This window comes from Thermohalobaculum xanthum (assembly GCF_016623495.1).
Lineage (GTDB): Bacteria > Pseudomonadota > Alphaproteobacteria > Rhodobacterales > Rhodobacteraceae > Thermohalobaculum > Thermohalobaculum xanthum.
The window spans coordinates 155,531-169,942 of sequence record NZ_JAEHHL010000007.1 but is presented as its reverse complement, the minus strand read 5'-3'; the positions used below and the strand labels follow the sequence as shown (position 1 = coordinate 169,942).

Below are 14,412 nucleotides of genomic sequence, written 5' to 3'. Positions count from 1 at the left end.
TCACGGATGCGCGGTGGCCGCGTCAGACCCGCATCGGCATCACGACATAGACGGCCGACAGGTCCTCGCCCTCGCGCACCAGGGTGGGCGCGCCCGCGTCCGCGAACATGAACACCGCGTTCTCGCGGTCGATCTGCCCGGCGATCTCGAGCAGGTAGCGCGCGTTGAAGCCGATCTCGAGGGCCTCGTCGTCATAAGCGACCGTCAGCTCGTCGGCGGCGCTGCCGGCCTCGGGCGAGTTGACCGAGAGCGCGAGCCGGTCGTGGTCGAGCGCGAGCTTGACCGCGCGCGAGCGTTCCTGGCTGACGGTGGCGACGCGGTCGACGGCCTTGGCGAACTCCTTGGCGTCAACCTCCATCTTGCGGTTGTTGGCGGTCGGGATCACGCGGCTGTAGTCGGGGAAAGCGCCGTCGATCACCTTCGAAGTGAGCACGAGCGCATCGACGGAGAAGCGGATCTTGGTCTCCGAGACCGAGATGGTGAGTTCGGCGTCGTCGTTCTCGAGAAGCTTGCGCAGTTCGCCCACGGTCTTGCGCGGCACGATCACGCCGGGCGCGCCCTCGGCGCCGTCGGGCAGGGGCATGTCGATGCGCGCGAGGCGGTGGCCGTCGGTCGCCACCGCGCGCAGCACCTTGCCCTCGGCACCCTCGGCGACATGGAGGTAGACGCCGTTGAGGTAATAGCGAGTCTCCTCGGTCGAGACGGCGAACTGCGACTTGTCGAAGATGCGGCGCAGTGCCGGTACCGGGGCGGCGTAGGACACCTGGTACTCGCTCGAGGCCATCACGGGGAAATCCTCGCGCGGGAGCGTCGCCAACGAAAAGCGCGAGCGGCCCGCGATCACGTCGAGCCGGCCCGAGGCGGTGTCGGAGATCAGCTGGAGCTGCGCGCCCTCGGGCAGCTTGCGCACGATCTCGAATAGCAGATGCGCGGCCACGGTGGTGGCGCCGGCCTGTTCGACCATCGCCGGCAGGCGCTCGATGACCTCGATGTCGAGGTCGGTCGCGCGCAGGCTGACGGTGCTGCCCTCGGCCTCGACCAGAACGTTCGCGAGGATCGGGATGGTGTTCTTGCGCTCGACCACGCCCTGGGCGCGGCTCATCGCCTTGAGAAGCTGGGCGCGTTCGATCGAGACCTTCATCGCGTGATCCATTCCGTCGCAAGTGCGGCCTCTCAAGGCCGCCCGGCCGTCTTTTTCGGGACACCCAGACTAGTCAAATCCGGGGCGGGATCAATGGCAGAATGCCACAAGATGCAGGGGGTAGAGGGGCTCAGGCCTCCAACATACGCCGCAGAAGCTCGACATCCTCGGAAAGCTGGCTGTCGCTCTCGCGCAGCGCCTCGATCTTCTTGACCGCATGAATCACGGTGGTGTGGTCGCGGCCGCCGAAGCCCCTGCCGATCTCGGGCAGGCTCTTCGAGGTGAGGTTCTTGGCGAGGTACATGGCGACCTGTCGCGGCCGGGCGACGGCGCGCGCGCGTCGTGCCGAGACGAGATCCGAGAGCCGCAGGTTGTAATGGTCGGCGACGCGGCGCTTGATTTCCTCGATCGTCACCTTGCGTTCGGCGGCGCGGAGCAGGTCGGCGAGGCATTCCTGCGCCATGTCGAGATCGATGCGCCGGCCAACCAGCGAGGCGAAGGCGACCAGCCGGGTCAGCGCGCCCTCGAGCACGCGGACATTCGAGTTGATCCGGTGCGCCAGCATCTCGAGCACCTTGGGGTCGAGCACGATCTCGGGATGCGTCGCCATGATGCGCTCGGCCTTGGAGTGCAGGATGCCGAGGCGCAGCTCGTAATCCGCCGGGTGGATGTCCACCACCAGCCCCCATTGCAGGCGCGAGCGGATGCGCTCCTCGATCCCCTCGATCCGGTCGGGCGAGCTGTCGCCCGAGATGACGATCTGCTTCTTCTGGTCGATCAGGGCGTTGAAGGTGTGGAAGAACTCTTCCTGGGTCGAGTCCTTGCCGGCGATGAACTGCACGTCGTCGACCATCAGCACGTCGACCGAGCGGAACTGCTCCTTGAAGGTGATGGTGTCGCGGAAGCGCAGCGCCTGGATGAAGCGGTACATGAACTGCTCGGCCGAGAGGTAGAGCACCTTCACGCCGGGCCGGGACGCCTGGAGATGCGCGGCGATGGCGTGCATCAGGTGCGTCTTGCCGAGACCGACCCCGCCATGCAGGAAAACCGGGTTGAAGCTGGCATCGGGGCATTCGGCCACGCGGCGCGCGGCGGCGTGGGCAAGCTCGTTCGGCTTGCCCACCACGAAGCTGTCGAAGGTGAAGCGCGGGTCGAGCGGCGCCGAGTTGAGGCCGCGCTCGGTCTCGGGCGCCGGGGTGAACATCTCGACCGGGGCGGACGGCTCGCGGCGCGGCGCGCGCTCGCGCACGGTGACCTGGACGCGGCGCACCGCGGGATCAGCCTGACCGATCATGCGCACCAACGCCTGGCCGAAGTTGCGCTCGATCCAGTCGGCGAGGAAGCGCGTCGGGGCTTCGAGGGTCGCAAGATCGCGCGTCACGCTGGCGAGGGTCACCTGGTCGAGCCACTGCTCGACCGCCTTCTCGCCGAATTCCCGACGCGCCACGACCAGAACATCGCGCCAGACCTCGTCAAGCCCGCCTCCGGCGCTCGTCATGGCCCCGCTCCTCTGCTGCAACGGCATTTCCCGCCCCCGACTTCCCACGTACTCCTTCGCCTGCTCTCGCCTCGCCATCGGCCCGTCTCTGTCGCGGGCTCTGAGTTGTTCGTTCCTGGCCGGTTTGCCCGGCCTTATCACCGTTCCCCCCCGCCATCCCGCGCCTGAAACGGAATGGCGTGACAACTGACATTCGCACACCGGACGATTCGCCCGGTGCCGGGCTCCTTCCTTTCGGTTCGACGGTGCCGTTGCCGCACCGCCACCCGGGGTTCCACGCCCGCTCTTCCCCAAGGCCCCATCGGGCTTGCCGCCGACACGATTGCCGTGGGGTGGCGGTATCATGTTATCGCGCGTGGTGGCTCCCCGGTTCCATGTTCCCTCCGTGACGGGATCTTCGCGTCCCGATGACCTGTGCCGGGTGTGCGGGCCGGCCCCCGATTCGATCTCAGTTCTGCCGCCAGGGCAGGCCGCGCATCTTCCATCCGTTCACCGCGCCGCGATGCCCGCTGGCATCGAGATCGCCCTCGAATCCCTCGGCGACATTCGTGCAGCGCGCGAGTCCCGTCTTCGCGCCGAAGGCCTCCGCCACTGCCCGCGCGGCCGAAAGCGACCGCGCGCCCGAGCGGCAGATGAAGAACAGGCGCGACGGCATTCCTTCCTCGTTGCGGTCAAGCGCCTCGGCCACCGCGTCGAGGAAGTCCGGATTGGGTGCCATCGCGGGAAAAGTGAGCCACTCGATCGGCCAGACCTGGCGCCCGAGCGTGGAGAGGTCGGGCAGTCCGACGAAGCTCCATTCCGCCCGGGTGCGGACGTCGATCAGCTGTGCAGTGGGGTCACCCTCAAGCAGGCGCCAGGCGTGGTCCGGATCAACCGCATCCACTGTAACGCCTGCCTGCTCTGCCATCGTCCCTGCCCTGTCCGTTTCTGTCTCTGAATGCCAGACCGAACTAAGCGCCGGCCAAGATTCGGAGCAACAGGAATCCGACCCGATCGGGTCAGAAATTCCGTAGTGTAAAAAAGTAATAAACCATCATCGTTAAGAAACGCATAAGAATAGACGCACCAATAGAGCAAAGGCGCGCGCGGCAGATCCAGTATTAAATGTGATTAAGTGCTGGCTGGAATACCAGCACCCGAACCCTAGCGAATGAGTCGGCGTTCCGGCAACTGGTCTGAAACGGGAACATTTCAGATCCGTGACAATGATGCAAAAACGCCGCCCTTGGGGGGCGGCGTTGCGTTACCGAGCGGTCACAGGCGCGCGTCAGGCGGAGAGCTTGCCGATCCGGTGATGCAGGCGCGAGATCTTCCGGCTGGCGGTGTTCTTGTGCAGGACGCCCTTGGTCACGCCGCGCATCACCTCGGGCTGTGCAGCCTGCAGGGCCGCGAGCGCGGTCTGCTGGTTGCCGGTCGCGATCGCCTCCTCGACCTTGCGGAGGAAGGTGCGAATCCGCGAGCGGCGCGCCTTGTTGATTTCGGTGCGCTTGAGCGTCTGACGCGCCCGCTTCTTTGCCTGCGGATTATTGGCCATCGTCGTCGTCCGTATCCTCGATTCCGGGTGAGCGGCGTCTCTAGCTCAAACCCGCCTGCGCGTCAACTGCCCGTCTGCGCCGCTCACTGGCCGCGGAACTGGGCCGTGCGCTTCTCGACGAAGGCATCCATGCCTTCCTTCTGGTCCTCGGTGGCGAAAAGCGCGTGGAACATGCGCCGCTCGAATCGCACGCCCTCGGCCAGCGTGGTCTCGTAGGCGCGGTTCACCGCCTCCTTGGTGGCCATCACGGCATAGGGCGCCTTGTCGGCGATCTTCGAGGCGGTGGCGACGGCTTCCTCGACCAGCTCGTCGGCCGGCACGATCCGGCTGACGAGGCCCTTGCGCTCGGCCTCGGCCGCGTCCATGAAGCGGCCGGTGAGGTTCATCTCCATCGCCGTCGACTTGCCGACGAAGCGGGTCAGACGCTGGGTGCCGCCGGCGCCGGGCATCACGCCCAGGTTGATCTCGGGCTGGCCGAACTTGGCCGTGTCGGCCGCCAGGATGAAGTCGCACATCATCGCAAGCTCGCAGCCGCCGCCCAGCGCGTAGCCCGCGACCGCGGCGATCACCGGCTTGCGCACGCGCGTCACCGCTTCCCACTCGGAGGTGATGAAATCCTCGCGATAGACGTCGACGAAGGATTTGGGCCGCATCTCCTTGATGTCGGCGCCGGCGGCGAAGGCCTTCTCGGACCCGGTGATCACGATCGCGCCGACATCCTCGTCGGCATCGGCCTTGACCAGCGCATCGCCCAGCTCGCGCATCAGCGCGGAGTTCAGCGCGTTGAGCGCCTTCGGGCGGTTCAGTCGGATCAGCGCGACGTGCTCGCGTTTCTCGACGATGATGTTCTCGTAGGCCATCGGGGTTCTCCGGCTTTGTGTCGGTCGGCCTCGCGGCGCCGCGCCGGGGGTTTAGCCCCCGATGGGCGGACGATCAAGCCCGGCGGGCTCAGCGCTGGCATTTGGGGCAGTAGAAGGTCGAGCGTCCGGACTGCACGATCCGGCGGATCGTGCCGCCGCAGCCGGGCTGCCGGCAGGTCGTGCCCTCGCGGTCATAGGCGAGGAAGCTGTGCTGGAAATAGCCGAGCTCGCCGTCGGCCTGGCGGTAGTCGCGCAGGCTGGATCCGCCGGCGGCGATCGCCTCGGCCAGCGTCGCTCGGATCTCGCGCACCAGCCTGTCGATGCGCCGCGCGGAGACCGAGCCGGCGATGCGCCCCGGGTGGATCCCCGCCCGGTGGAGCGCCTCGCAGACATAGATGTTGCCAAGCCCCGCCACCACGCGCTGGTCGAGCAGTGCGGCCTTGATCGGGGTCATCTTGCCTGCGAGCCGCGCCGCCAGCACCGGCGCCGAGAAATCATTGCCGAGGGGCTCGGGGCCCAGGCGGGCGAGCCAGGGATGGGTGGCGAGGTCGCCGGTCGGCCACAGGTCCATCGCCCCGAAGCGGCGCGCGTCGTTGTAGACGATGCGGATGCCCGCGTCGGTGGTCAGGATCACGTGGTCGTGCGGGCCCGGCTCGGGGGTCTGGTGATGGAACTCGCCCAGCATCCGGTCGCCGATCAGCACGCGGCCGGTCATGCCGAGGTGGACGAGCCAGGTCTGGCCGTCGTCGAGGCCGATCAGAATCGTCTTGGCGCGCCGGCCAAGGCCCTCTACGCGGCGGCCGGTCAGGCGCTCGGCGAATCGCTCGGGCAAGGGCCAGCGCAGGTCGGCGCGGCGCTGGACCACCTCGCACAGGCGGTGCCCGGCAAGCACGGGCTCGAGCCCGCGGCGGACCGTCTCGACCTCGGGCAGTTCGGGCATGGGCACCTCGTCGCGTCGGTCTGGAACATTTCTCGCGCCGCCATGCAGCCGGCCGACAGCGCCGCGAGCGATGTTCCGGCCGCCTTCTTTCGCGCGGACGCCACCCTTTATCAAGCGCCGTGCGGGGGAAGGCGCCTTGCGCCCAGAGGAGGAGAGACACGCATGACTGCCGACGTGACGTCTGCAGCCGGGCCGGCGTTGCCCGGCGTGACGACACGCATGCTGACGACCATGGTCTTCGCGGGAGCGGGCGCCTTAGCCGGCCGTCGGCCCGTGGCCCGCGGCGGCGGCGGGCCGACCTTGCGACAAACGCATCCGGCCCGCGCGGGCCTGTGGCTTTGCCGCGCGGGCTGCGCTATCTCTCGCCCCCATGAGCGACAACAGCACCCGCGAGACCCATTTCGGGTTCCAGACGATCCCCGAGGACGAGAAGGCCGGCCGCGTGCATGGCGTCTTCTCCTCGGTCGCCGCGCGCTACGATCTGATGAACGACCTGATGTCGGCGGGCGTCCACCGGCTGTGGAAGGACGCGATGATCGACTGGCTGGCGCCGCGGCCGGGAATGCGGCTGCTGGACGTCGCGGGCGGCACCGGTGACATCTCGTTCCGCTTCCTGCGTCGGCTCAAGGGCGAGGGCGAGGCGGTCGTGTGCGACATGACCGAGGCGATGCTGCGCGAGGGCGCGCGCCGGGCCGAGGCGCAGGGCATCCACGGGCTCGACTGGGTCACCGGCGACGCGATGAAGCTGCCCTTTCCCGACCGCAGCTTCGACGCCTACACGATCGCCTTCGGCATCCGGAACGTCACGCGCGTCGAGGACGCGCTGGCCGAGGCATACCGCGTGCTCAAGCCCGGCGGGCGGTTCCTGTGCCTCGAGTTCAGCCAGCTGCCGGTGCCCTTGATGCAGAAGCTCTACGACGCCTATTCCTTCAACCTGATCCCGGCGATGGGGCAGGCGGTCACCGGCGACCGCGAGAGCTACCAGTACCTCGTCGAATCGATCCGCCGCTTCCCCGACCAGGAGAGCTTTGCCGCCATGATCCGCGCCGCGGGCTTCGGCCGCGTCGCCTATCGCAATCTCTCGATGGGGGTCGTCGCGCTCCATTCGGGCTGGCGTCTCTGACCCATGGCAGGGCCCGTCTCGCATCTGTGGCGCCTTTTCCGTACCGGCGCGACCTTCGAGCGGACCGGGGCGATGCGGGTGATCCTCGATGAGCTCGAGATCACCGGCTGGCCGCGGCTGGCGATTCGCGCCATCGCGCTTCCCTTCGGCTGGTTCGGGCGTGACGGCGACCCGGGGCTGCCGCCGGTGGCGCGCGCGCTGCAGGCCATGGGGCCGGCCTATGTGAAGTTCGGCCAGGTGCTGTCGACCCGGCCCGACGTGGTCGGCGAGACCATCGTCGGCCAGCTGCGCTACCTGCAGGATCGCCTGCCGCCCTTTCCGCTGGAGGAGGCGCGCGCGGCGCTGGAGGAGGAGTTCGGCCCCCGCGCCTGGGACATGCTGGGCGAGCTGGGCGAACCGGTCGCCGCCGCGTCGATCGCGCAGGTCCATCCGGCGATCTGGAAGCCGACGGGCGAGAAGGTCGCGGTCAAGGTGCTGCGCCCCTCGATCCGCGCGCAGTTCCGCCGAGACATCGGCGCCTTCTACTTCATCGCGCGCTCGCTCGAGATGGTGGTGCCGCAGACCCGGCGCCTGCGCCCCACCGCGGTCGTTGCTCATTTCGAGGGCGTCGTGATGACCGAGCTCGACCTTCGGCTCGAGGCGGCGGCGGCATCCGAGTTCCGCGAGAACTCGGTCGATGACGACCGTTTCCGGGTGCCGTCGGTCTACTGGCCGGGTACGGGCCGGCGGGTGCTGACGCTCGAATGGGTCGATGCCATGCCGCTCGACCCCGAGCAGATCGAGGCCGCCGGGATCGACCGCCAGGACCTTGGTGAGCGGATCATCCAAAACTTCCTGCGCCACGCGCTGCGCGACGGCTTCTTCCATGCTGACATGCACCAGGGCAACCTGCGGGTGGCCGCCGACGGCACGCTGATCGCGCTGGATTTCGGGATCATGGGGCGGCTCGACGCGATCACCCGGCGCCATTACGCCGAGATCCTCTACGGCTTCATCACCCGCGACTACCGCCGGGTGTCGGAGGTGCATTTCGAGGCGGGCTATGTCCCGGCCGACCGCGATGTCGATGCCTTCGCGCAGGCGCTGCGCTCGATCGGCGAGCCGATCCACGGGCAGGATGTGAGCCAGATCTCGATGGCGAAGCTGCTGGCCTACCTGCTGGAGAACACCGAGCGCTTTGGCATGGAGACGCGGACCGAGCTGATCCTGCTCCAGCGCACCATGGTGGTGGTCGAGGGGGTCGCGCGGTCGCTCGATGCGCGGACCAATATCTGGGAAGCGGCCAAGCCCGTGGTCGAGGGCTGGATCCGCGAGAACCTGGGGCCGCGCCGCGTGGTGGCGGACCTGGCCGAGACGGCCAAGGTCATCTCGCGCCTCGGCCCGCGCCTGCCCGGCGTCGCCGAGGAACTGCTGATGCTGGCCGAGGAGATGCGCACCCGCCGCCTGCGCGGACCGCTGGCGGTGGATGTGCGCGAGATGCCGGCGCAAGGTGGGTTGCGGCCGCGCCTGCTGGCCTTCCTTGCCGGTGCCGCGGTGGCGGGCGCGATCGCCTGGCTGATCTGACAGCCCGCCCCCGTGCCAGCCGTAGGGCAGCGCGGCAGGGCCCCGCAAATCCCCGTTCCTGACGGGCCTTCGGGCGCGGATCTTGACGGTTGAACGCGGTGACGCTTCAAACTACAAGGCTCGTGCGGGGTTTGTATAATAACCCCTGCCGAAGGATAACGGGTTGCGGGATTAACAGGTCGCGACGGATGTCAGTGCAAGGCAAGCGGATCCTGCTGATCATCGGGGGCGGCATCGCCGCCTACAAGTGCCTCGAGCTGATCCGGCTGGTGCGCAAGTGTGGCGGCGCCGTGACCCCGGTGCTGACCCGCGCGGCCGAGCAGTTCGTGACGCCCCTGAGCGTCGCGGCCCTGGCCGAGGAGAAGGCGCACACGGCGCTGTTCGACCTCACCGCCGAGGCGGAGATGGGCCATATCCAGCTGTCGCGCGTGGCCGATCTGGTGGTGGTGGCGCCGGCCACGGCCGACCTGATGGCCAAGATGGCTCATGGCCATGCCGACGACCTGGCCTCGACGCTTCTGATGGCGACCGACACGCCGGTGCTGATCGCGCCCGCGATGAACGTGCGGATGTGGGAGCACGCGGCGACGCGGCGCAACCTGGCGACGCTGGCGGCCGACGGGGTGGGCGTGGTCGGCCCCAACGAGGGCGACATGGCCTGCGGCGAATACGGGTTCGGCCGGATGGCCGAGCCAGCCGAGATCCTCGCCGCGATCGAGGCGCGGCTGGCGCCGGCGGGCCCGCTGGCCGGCCGGCGGGTGCTGGTCACCTCGGGGCCGACGCACGAGCCGATCGATCCGGTGCGCTACATCGCCAACCGCTCGTCCGGGGCGCAGGGCACGGCGATCGCCGAGGCGCTGGCAGCGCTGGGCGCCGAGGTCGTCTTCGTCACGGGCCCTGCCAGCGCGCCGATGCCCGTGGGAGTGCAGGTCGTCCCGGTCGAAAGCGCGCGCGACATGCTGGCCGCGGTCGAGACGGCGCTTCCGGTCGAGGCCGCGGTCTTTGCCGCCGCCGTCGCCGACTGGCGCGTCGAGGGCGCGGGCGCCTCGAAGATCAAGAAGGATGGCTCGGGCAAATGCCTCGAGCTTCGGCTGACCGAGAACCCGGACATCCTCAGGACCATCAGCGGCCTGCCGGCGGGCGCGCGCCCGTCCCTGGTGGTGGGCTTCGCCGCCGAAACCGACGACGTCATCGCCAACGCGACCGCCAAGCGGCTGCGCAAGGGCTGTGACTGGATCGTCGCGAACGACGTGAGCCCGGGCACCGGGATCATGGGCGGCGCCGAGAACGCCGTCACGCTGATCAGCGGCGAGGGGGCCGAGGAATGGCCGCGGGCCAGCAAGGCCGAGGTGGCACGGCGCCTGGCGGCGCGCATCGCCGCGCACCTGGCGGAGGAGGGCGTGGCATGACGCTGATCCTGCGCGTGGCGAGGCTCGAGCATCACGACCCGGCGCTGCCATTGCCGCAATACGAGACCGCGGGGGCGGCCGGCATGGATCTGCGCGCCTCGCTGATGCCGGGCGAGCGGGCGGCGGGGCTGGCGCTGCCGCAGATGGGGCGCGTGCTGGTGCCCACGGGGCTTGCGGTGGCGATCCCCGAGGGGTTCGAGGGCCAGGTGAGGCCGCGCTCGGGGCTGGCCGCGCGCCATGGCGTGACGGTGCTGAACGCGCCCGGGACGATCGACAGCGACTATCGCGGCGAGCTTCGGGTCCTGCTGGTCAACCTGGGGCCCGAGACCTTCCGCATCCGCCATGGCGAGCGCATCGCCCAGCTGGTGATCGCGCCGGTCACGCGCGCGGATGTCGAGGCCGCGGCGGTGCTGGACGAAACGGTGCGGGGCGCGGGCGGCTTTGGCTCGACGGGCCGGGGCTGAGGCGAAATACGCAGGGAACTCTGGAGGCGCAAGGACGATGCTGAGACTGTCGCGCAAGACCATGCTCGCGCTCGAGGCGGTGCTGGACGTGGCCTACAACGCCCGGCCCGACCCCGTGCAGTCGAAGGAGATCACCAGTCGACAGGGCATTCCGCAGCGCTATCTCGAGCACGTGATGCAGAGCTTTGTCCGGCACGGGATCCTCAAGGGCGTGCGCGGCCCCAAGGGCGGCTACACCCTGGCGCGGGAGCGGCGGCGGATCACCGTCGGCGATGTCGTGCGCGTCGTCGACCAGATCGATGCCGAGGCCGACGCCGAGCCGCTGAGCCAGGCCGCACTGGGCGAGAAGGTGATCCAGCCGCTCTGGACCGAGACGCGCGATGCGGTGCTGGAGAAGCTCGACTCGATCACCATGGAGGACCTGTGCCGGCGGGCGCAGGAGCTGGGCGTGCCGCACGGATCGAAGCCGACCGCGGATTTCACGATCTGAGCGAGCGCCAACGAGGGAGGGGACTGCGATGTTCGAGGCTGCGCCGCGCGGGCGGATCTACGATTGCATCACCGAGACGATCGGGTCCACGCCGCTGGTGCGCCTCAAGCGCCTTCCCGTCGAGGCGGGCGTGTCGGCGGACATCCTCGGAAAGCTCGAATTCTTCAACCCGATCGGATCGGTCAAGGACCGGATCGGCGTGAGCATGATCGAGGCGCTGGAGGCCGATGGCCGCATCGGCCCGGGCGCCACGCTGATCGAGCCGACATCGGGCAACACGGGCATCGCGCTCGCCTTCGTGGCCGCCGCCAAGGGCTACCGGCTGATCCTGGTGATGCCCGAATCGATGTCGGTCGAGCGGCGCAAGATGCTGGCGCTGCTGGGGGCCGAGCTCGAGCTCACCGACGCGGCCAAGGGGATGAGCGGCGCTATCGCGCGGGCCGAGGAACTCGCGGCCACGATCCCGGATGCGGTCATCCCGCAGCAGTTCGAGAATCCCGCGAACCCGCAGGTCCATGTCGAGACCACGGCCGAGGAGATCTGGACCGACACCGGCGGCGACATCGACGTCTTCATCTCGGGTGTCGGGACGGGGGGGACGATCACCGGGGTGGGGCGTGTGCTCAAGGCCCGCAAGCCCGACGTGCGCATCGTCGCGGTCGAACCCGAGGACAGCCCGGTCCTCTCCGGCGGCCAGCCCGGGCCGCACAAGATCCAGGGCATCGGCGCGGGCTTCGTGCCCGGCGTCCTCGAGCGCGGGGTGATCGACGAGGTGCTGACGGTCGCGAACGAGACCGCCTTCGAGACGGCCCGGCGCCTGGCCAGGCTGGAGGGCATCCCCGGCGGCATCTCGTCCGGGGCGGCCGTGGCGGCGGCGCTGGAGATCGCCGAGCGCCCCGGGATGGCGGGCAAGCGCATCGTCGCGATCCTGCCGAGCTTTGCCGAGCGCTATCTTTCGACGGCGCTGTTCGACGGTCTGTGAGGCGCTGACGCCGCGGGGCGCGCGCCCGCCCGGGAACCGGCGTTCGTGTCGCGGCAGGGGTCGGGAACGGCGGGCAGGATGCTCTTTCTCGCGCTGAAGGCGGTCATCTTCGTTGCCGGCTGGTGGCTGGGCCGGGTCGCGATCCGCGTGGCACGGCGGGCGGGTGCGCTCGACCGGCCCGGGGCTGGCGTCGCCCTGCATGTCGCGCTGGCGCTGGTGGTCGCGCTCTACTGGTTCCCCGAGCTGCGCTGGGCCGCCGAGCATCCGGGCGCCGTTGCCCGTGCCCTCGGCATTCTCGCCTTGACGGCGCTTCCGGTCGCGGGTTTCGTCCTGTTCCTGCGCTGGGCGCATCGCCGGGCCGCCGCGCAGAGAGGCGAGAGGGATTGATGGGCTTCGACCGCGACGAACTCGAGCGCTATGCACGCCATATCGTCCTGCACGAAATCGGCGGGCCAGGGCAGCAGCGCATCAAGGCCGCGAAGGTGCTGGTGATTGGCGCCGGCGGGCTGGGCTCGCCCGCGATCCTCTATCTCGCCGCCGCCGGCGTGGGACGGATCGGCATCGTCGACGATGACGAGGTGAGCCTGTCGAACCTGCAGCGGCAGGTTCTGCACCACACCGACGAGGTGGGCGAACCCAAGGTCGCGAGCGCGGCACGCGCGGTGGCGCGCCTCAACCCGCATGTCGAGGTTGTTACCCATGACGCGCGTCTGACGCCCGAGAACGCTGACGGGATCGTCGCCGGCTATGACATGGTGCTCGACGGGTCCGACAATTTCGACACGCGCTACCTGGTCAACCGCGCCGCGGCGCGCGCGGCCAAGCCGCTTGTCTTCGCCGCCATCGGCCGGTGGGAAGGCCAGGTCGCGGTCTTCGATCCCGCCGCGGGCGGCCCGTGCTACGAGTGCATCTTCCCCGAGCGGCCGGCGCCCGGCCTTGTTCCCGCCTGCGCCGAGGCCGGCGTTCTGGGCGCGATGGCGGGCGTGGTGGGCGCGATGCAGGCGGTCGAGGCGGTCAAGCTGATCGCGCAGGCGGGCGAGCCGTTGCGCGGACGGCTGATGCTCTACGACGCGCTGGGGGCCGAGGCGCGGGTCATCCGCGTCAAGCCGCGCGCCGATTGCCCGGTCTGCGGGGACGCGTCGCGGGGCTGACACGCGGGGCGGCGCCGGCTCAGGGCGCGACGATGTCGAGCCAGACGAGCCGGTGATCCGACGAGACGGGCTCGCGGCCGCCCCCGACCAGGGCTGCGGCCGGGTCCGTGCTCTCCGGCCAGAAGACGCCCGCGCCGCGCATCTCGAGGTTCCGCGAGGGCAGGAGGTAATCGACGCGCAGGTTGCCGGGCCCGTTGCCGTCGTTCCAGTCGGCGGTGTCGGTGGCAGCGGGGCCCGCGTGCCGGGCGTTGCTGCCGCCCTGCGCCGCGGCGGCCTCGGCCGCGCCCACGCTCTGGGGGCGGGGGTCATGCACGCGCGGATGCCCGAGCAGGCCGCGGATCCCGTCGCGGCGGGCCTCGCCATCCACGGGGTCGGCGTTGAGATCGCCCGCGACGACGAAGGCCGCCCCGGGGTCGAGGCCGCCGGGATCGCCCGCATCGTCGCGCAGCCAGTCCGCCCCGTCGAGTATCGCTGTGATCAGCCGGATCTCGTCGGCGTTGCGCGCGCCGTTCCGATCCTCGGGGCCATCGAACACCGGCGGCGTCGGATGCGCCGTGACCAGGTGAAGGACGCGGCCGTCTGGCAGTTCCAGCGGCGCGGACCAGTGCGCCTTGGAGCTGAGCCGCAGCTGCGCCCAGGTCGCGTCGTCGTGGTAGGGCCGGCCATCGGGGTGATGCGGTCGCTGCGCCCCGGGCAGGGCCGACCAGGGAAAGAGCCGATAGCTGCGCACCTTGCCCAGCGGCAGGCGGCTGAGCAGCGCCATGCCGTAATGGCCAGGGTAGACGCCGTAGCCCCAGGCGTCGCCCGGCGCCATGCGGCTGCCGTCGCCGTCGAGATCGATCCCCGAGGGCTCGCCCGAATTCACGCGGCCCTGGAACCGGAACGGGTAATCGAGGCCAGGAAGATCACCGAGCCCCTCGGCCAGAAGGCGCGCGAAGGCGTCGAGCGCCCGCCCCTCGGGGTCGCGGTCGAACTCCTGGAGCACGAGGACGTCGGGGCGCACGCGCAACACGACCTCGGCGACCGCGCGCACCTGCGTGTCGCGTTTCGCGACGTCACGTTCGAGCAGGCCCGCGCCCGACCGCGAGAGCGCCGTGTTGAAGGTGGCGATGCGAACCGTGCCCGCGTCGCGGTCAAGTGGTGATGCGCCCGCGGCAGGTGCCGCAAGCGCGAGGACGAGGAGTAGCGGGAGGGCGCGGCGCATCGTGATCGCCCCGGGGATCCGGTGCGGTCCGTCGTCCGGCGTGCGATCAGGCC

At 69.9% G+C, this 14,412-nt stretch carries 15 protein-coding genes; 8 read left to right on the top strand and 7 right to left on the bottom strand.

Features of this window, described 5'->3' with window-relative positions:
• Window positions 1–22 precede the first annotated feature (22 nt).
• The 6 genes from dnaN to mutM all read right to left on the bottom strand — a co-directional run bounded on the left by dnaN (window position 23) and on the right by mutM (window position 5,973).
• Entirely contained in the window at window positions 23–1,141 is a 1,119-nt protein-coding gene (dnaN, locus tag H0I76_RS12520) for a DNA polymerase III subunit beta (RefSeq protein ID WP_200610299.1), read from the bottom strand.
• A 130-nt stretch (window positions 1,142–1,271) separates the two neighbouring features.
• On the bottom strand, window positions 1,272–2,639 hold the full coding sequence (gene dnaA, locus H0I76_RS12515) for a chromosomal replication initiator protein DnaA (protein WP_200610297.1): 1,368 nt from the start codon (window positions 2,637–2,639) through the stop codon (window positions 1,272–1,274).
• 448 nt (window positions 2,640–3,087) lie between these two features.
• Window positions 3,088–3,546: a rhodanese-like domain-containing protein gene (locus tag H0I76_RS12510; protein ID WP_200610295.1), complete on the bottom strand. Its 459-nt coding sequence runs from the start codon at window positions 3,544–3,546 to the stop codon at window positions 3,088–3,090.
• Between the two features lie 360 nt (window positions 3,547–3,906).
• On the bottom strand, window positions 3,907–4,173 hold the full coding sequence (gene rpsT / locus H0I76_RS12505; protein WP_200610293.1) for a 30S ribosomal protein S20: 267 nt from the start codon (window positions 4,171–4,173) through the stop codon (window positions 3,907–3,909).
• Window positions 4,174–4,256: 83 nt separating this feature from the next.
• Window positions 4,257–5,033: an enoyl-CoA hydratase gene (locus H0I76_RS12500; protein WP_200610291.1), complete on the bottom strand. Its 777-nt coding sequence runs from the start codon at window positions 5,031–5,033 to the stop codon at window positions 4,257–4,259.
• 88 nt (window positions 5,034–5,121) lie between these two features.
• The gene (gene mutM, locus H0I76_RS12495; protein WP_200610289.1) at window positions 5,122–5,973 is read right to left on the bottom strand and encodes a bifunctional DNA-formamidopyrimidine glycosylase/DNA-(apurinic or apyrimidinic site) lyase; all 852 of its coding nucleotides are present in this window, start codon (window positions 5,971–5,973) and stop codon (window positions 5,122–5,124) included.
• Window positions 5,974–6,343: 370 nt separating this feature from the next.
• Between mutM and ubiE the strand changes: the two genes are divergently transcribed.
• The 8 genes from ubiE to H0I76_RS12455 all read left to right on the top strand — a co-directional run bounded on the left by ubiE (window position 6,344) and on the right by H0I76_RS12455 (window position 13,155).
• A complete protein-coding gene (ubiE, locus tag H0I76_RS12490) occupies window positions 6,344–7,096 on the top strand; it encodes a bifunctional demethylmenaquinone methyltransferase/2-methoxy-6-polyprenyl-1,4-benzoquinol methylase UbiE (protein ID WP_200610287.1) in 753 nt (250 codons plus the stop codon).
• A 3-nt stretch (window positions 7,097–7,099) separates the two neighbouring features.
• The gene (gene ubiB, locus H0I76_RS12485; RefSeq protein ID WP_200610285.1) at window positions 7,100–8,659 is read left to right on the top strand and encodes a 2-polyprenylphenol 6-hydroxylase; all 1,560 of its coding nucleotides are present in this window, start codon (window positions 7,100–7,102) and stop codon (window positions 8,657–8,659) included.
• Between the two features lie 188 nt (window positions 8,660–8,847).
• A complete protein-coding gene (gene coaBC / locus H0I76_RS12480) occupies window positions 8,848–10,068 on the top strand; it encodes a bifunctional phosphopantothenoylcysteine decarboxylase/phosphopantothenate--cysteine ligase CoaBC (protein WP_200610283.1) in 1,221 nt (406 codons plus the stop codon).
• Window positions 10,065–10,532, top strand: a complete 468-nt coding sequence (gene dut / locus H0I76_RS12475) for a dUTP diphosphatase (RefSeq protein WP_200610281.1) — start codon at window positions 10,065–10,067, stop codon at window positions 10,530–10,532. Before coaBC ends, dut begins: the two co-directional genes overlap by 4 nt.
• Before the next feature lie 37 nt (window positions 10,533–10,569).
• Window positions 10,570–11,022: an RrF2 family transcriptional regulator gene (locus H0I76_RS12470; protein WP_200610279.1), complete on the top strand. Its 453-nt coding sequence runs from the start codon at window positions 10,570–10,572 to the stop codon at window positions 11,020–11,022.
• Between the two features lie 28 nt (window positions 11,023–11,050).
• Entirely contained in the window at window positions 11,051–12,004 is a 954-nt protein-coding gene (cysK, locus tag H0I76_RS12465) for a cysteine synthase A (RefSeq protein WP_200610276.1), read from the top strand.
• A gap of 78 nt (window positions 12,005–12,082) precedes the next feature.
• Window positions 12,083–12,391 carry a hypothetical protein gene (locus H0I76_RS12460; RefSeq protein ID WP_200610274.1) on the top strand — a complete coding sequence of 103 codons (309 nt, stop codon included), beginning with the start codon at window positions 12,083–12,085 and terminating at the stop codon, window positions 12,389–12,391.
• Window positions 12,391–13,155, top strand: a complete 765-nt coding sequence (locus H0I76_RS12455; protein WP_200610272.1) for a HesA/MoeB/ThiF family protein — start codon at window positions 12,391–12,393, stop codon at window positions 13,153–13,155. Before H0I76_RS12460 ends, H0I76_RS12455 begins: the two co-directional genes overlap by 1 nt.
• Before the next feature lie 19 nt (window positions 13,156–13,174).
• On the opposite strand, the gene H0I76_RS12450 is transcribed toward H0I76_RS12455, so the two are convergent.
• On the bottom strand, window positions 13,175–14,359 hold the full coding sequence (locus tag H0I76_RS12450; RefSeq protein WP_200610271.1) for an endonuclease/exonuclease/phosphatase family protein: 1,185 nt from the start codon (window positions 14,357–14,359) through the stop codon (window positions 13,175–13,177).
• Between the last annotated feature and the right edge of the window lie 53 nt (window positions 14,360–14,412).

Excerpts from the sequence above, each read along its gene's own strand:
- H0I76_RS12510 (WP_200610295.1), bottom strand. The coding sequence starts at position 3,546 with ATGGCAGAGCAGGCAGGCGTTACAGTGGATGCGGTTGATCCGGACCAC.
- cysK (WP_200610276.1), top strand. The coding sequence starts at position 11,051 with ATGTTCGAGGCTGCGCCGCGCGGGCGGATCTACGATTGCATCACCGAG.
- ubiE (WP_200610287.1), top strand. The coding sequence starts at position 6,344 with ATGAGCGACAACAGCACCCGCGAGACCCATTTCGGGTTCCAGACGATC.
- H0I76_RS12455 (WP_200610272.1), top strand. The coding sequence starts at position 12,391 with ATGGGCTTCGACCGCGACGAACTCGAGCGCTATGCACGCCATATCGTC.
- H0I76_RS12460 (WP_200610274.1), top strand. The coding sequence starts at position 12,083 with ATGCTCTTTCTCGCGCTGAAGGCGGTCATCTTCGTTGCCGGCTGGTGG.
- dnaA (WP_200610297.1), bottom strand. The coding sequence starts at position 2,639 with ATGACGAGCGCCGGAGGCGGGCTTGACGAGGTCTGGCGCGATGTTCTG.
- coaBC (WP_200610283.1), top strand. The coding sequence starts at position 8,848 with ATGTCAGTGCAAGGCAAGCGGATCCTGCTGATCATCGGGGGCGGCATC.
- H0I76_RS12450 (WP_200610271.1), bottom strand. The coding sequence starts at position 14,359 with ATGCGCCGCGCCCTCCCGCTACTCCTCGTCCTCGCGCTTGCGGCACCT.
- H0I76_RS12500 (WP_200610291.1), bottom strand. The coding sequence starts at position 5,033 with ATGGCCTACGAGAACATCATCGTCGAGAAACGCGAGCACGTCGCGCTG.
- rpsT (WP_200610293.1), bottom strand. The coding sequence starts at position 4,173 with ATGGCCAATAATCCGCAGGCAAAGAAGCGGGCGCGTCAGACGCTCAAG.
- mutM (WP_200610289.1), bottom strand. The coding sequence starts at position 5,973 with ATGCCCGAACTGCCCGAGGTCGAGACGGTCCGCCGCGGGCTCGAGCCC.
- dnaN (WP_200610299.1), bottom strand. The coding sequence starts at position 1,141 with ATGAAGGTCTCGATCGAACGCGCCCAGCTTCTCAAGGCGATGAGCCGC.
- dut (WP_200610281.1), top strand. The coding sequence starts at position 10,065 with ATGACGCTGATCCTGCGCGTGGCGAGGCTCGAGCATCACGACCCGGCG.
- H0I76_RS12470 (WP_200610279.1), top strand. The coding sequence starts at position 10,570 with ATGCTGAGACTGTCGCGCAAGACCATGCTCGCGCTCGAGGCGGTGCTG.
- ubiB (WP_200610285.1), top strand. The coding sequence starts at position 7,100 with ATGGCAGGGCCCGTCTCGCATCTGTGGCGCCTTTTCCGTACCGGCGCG.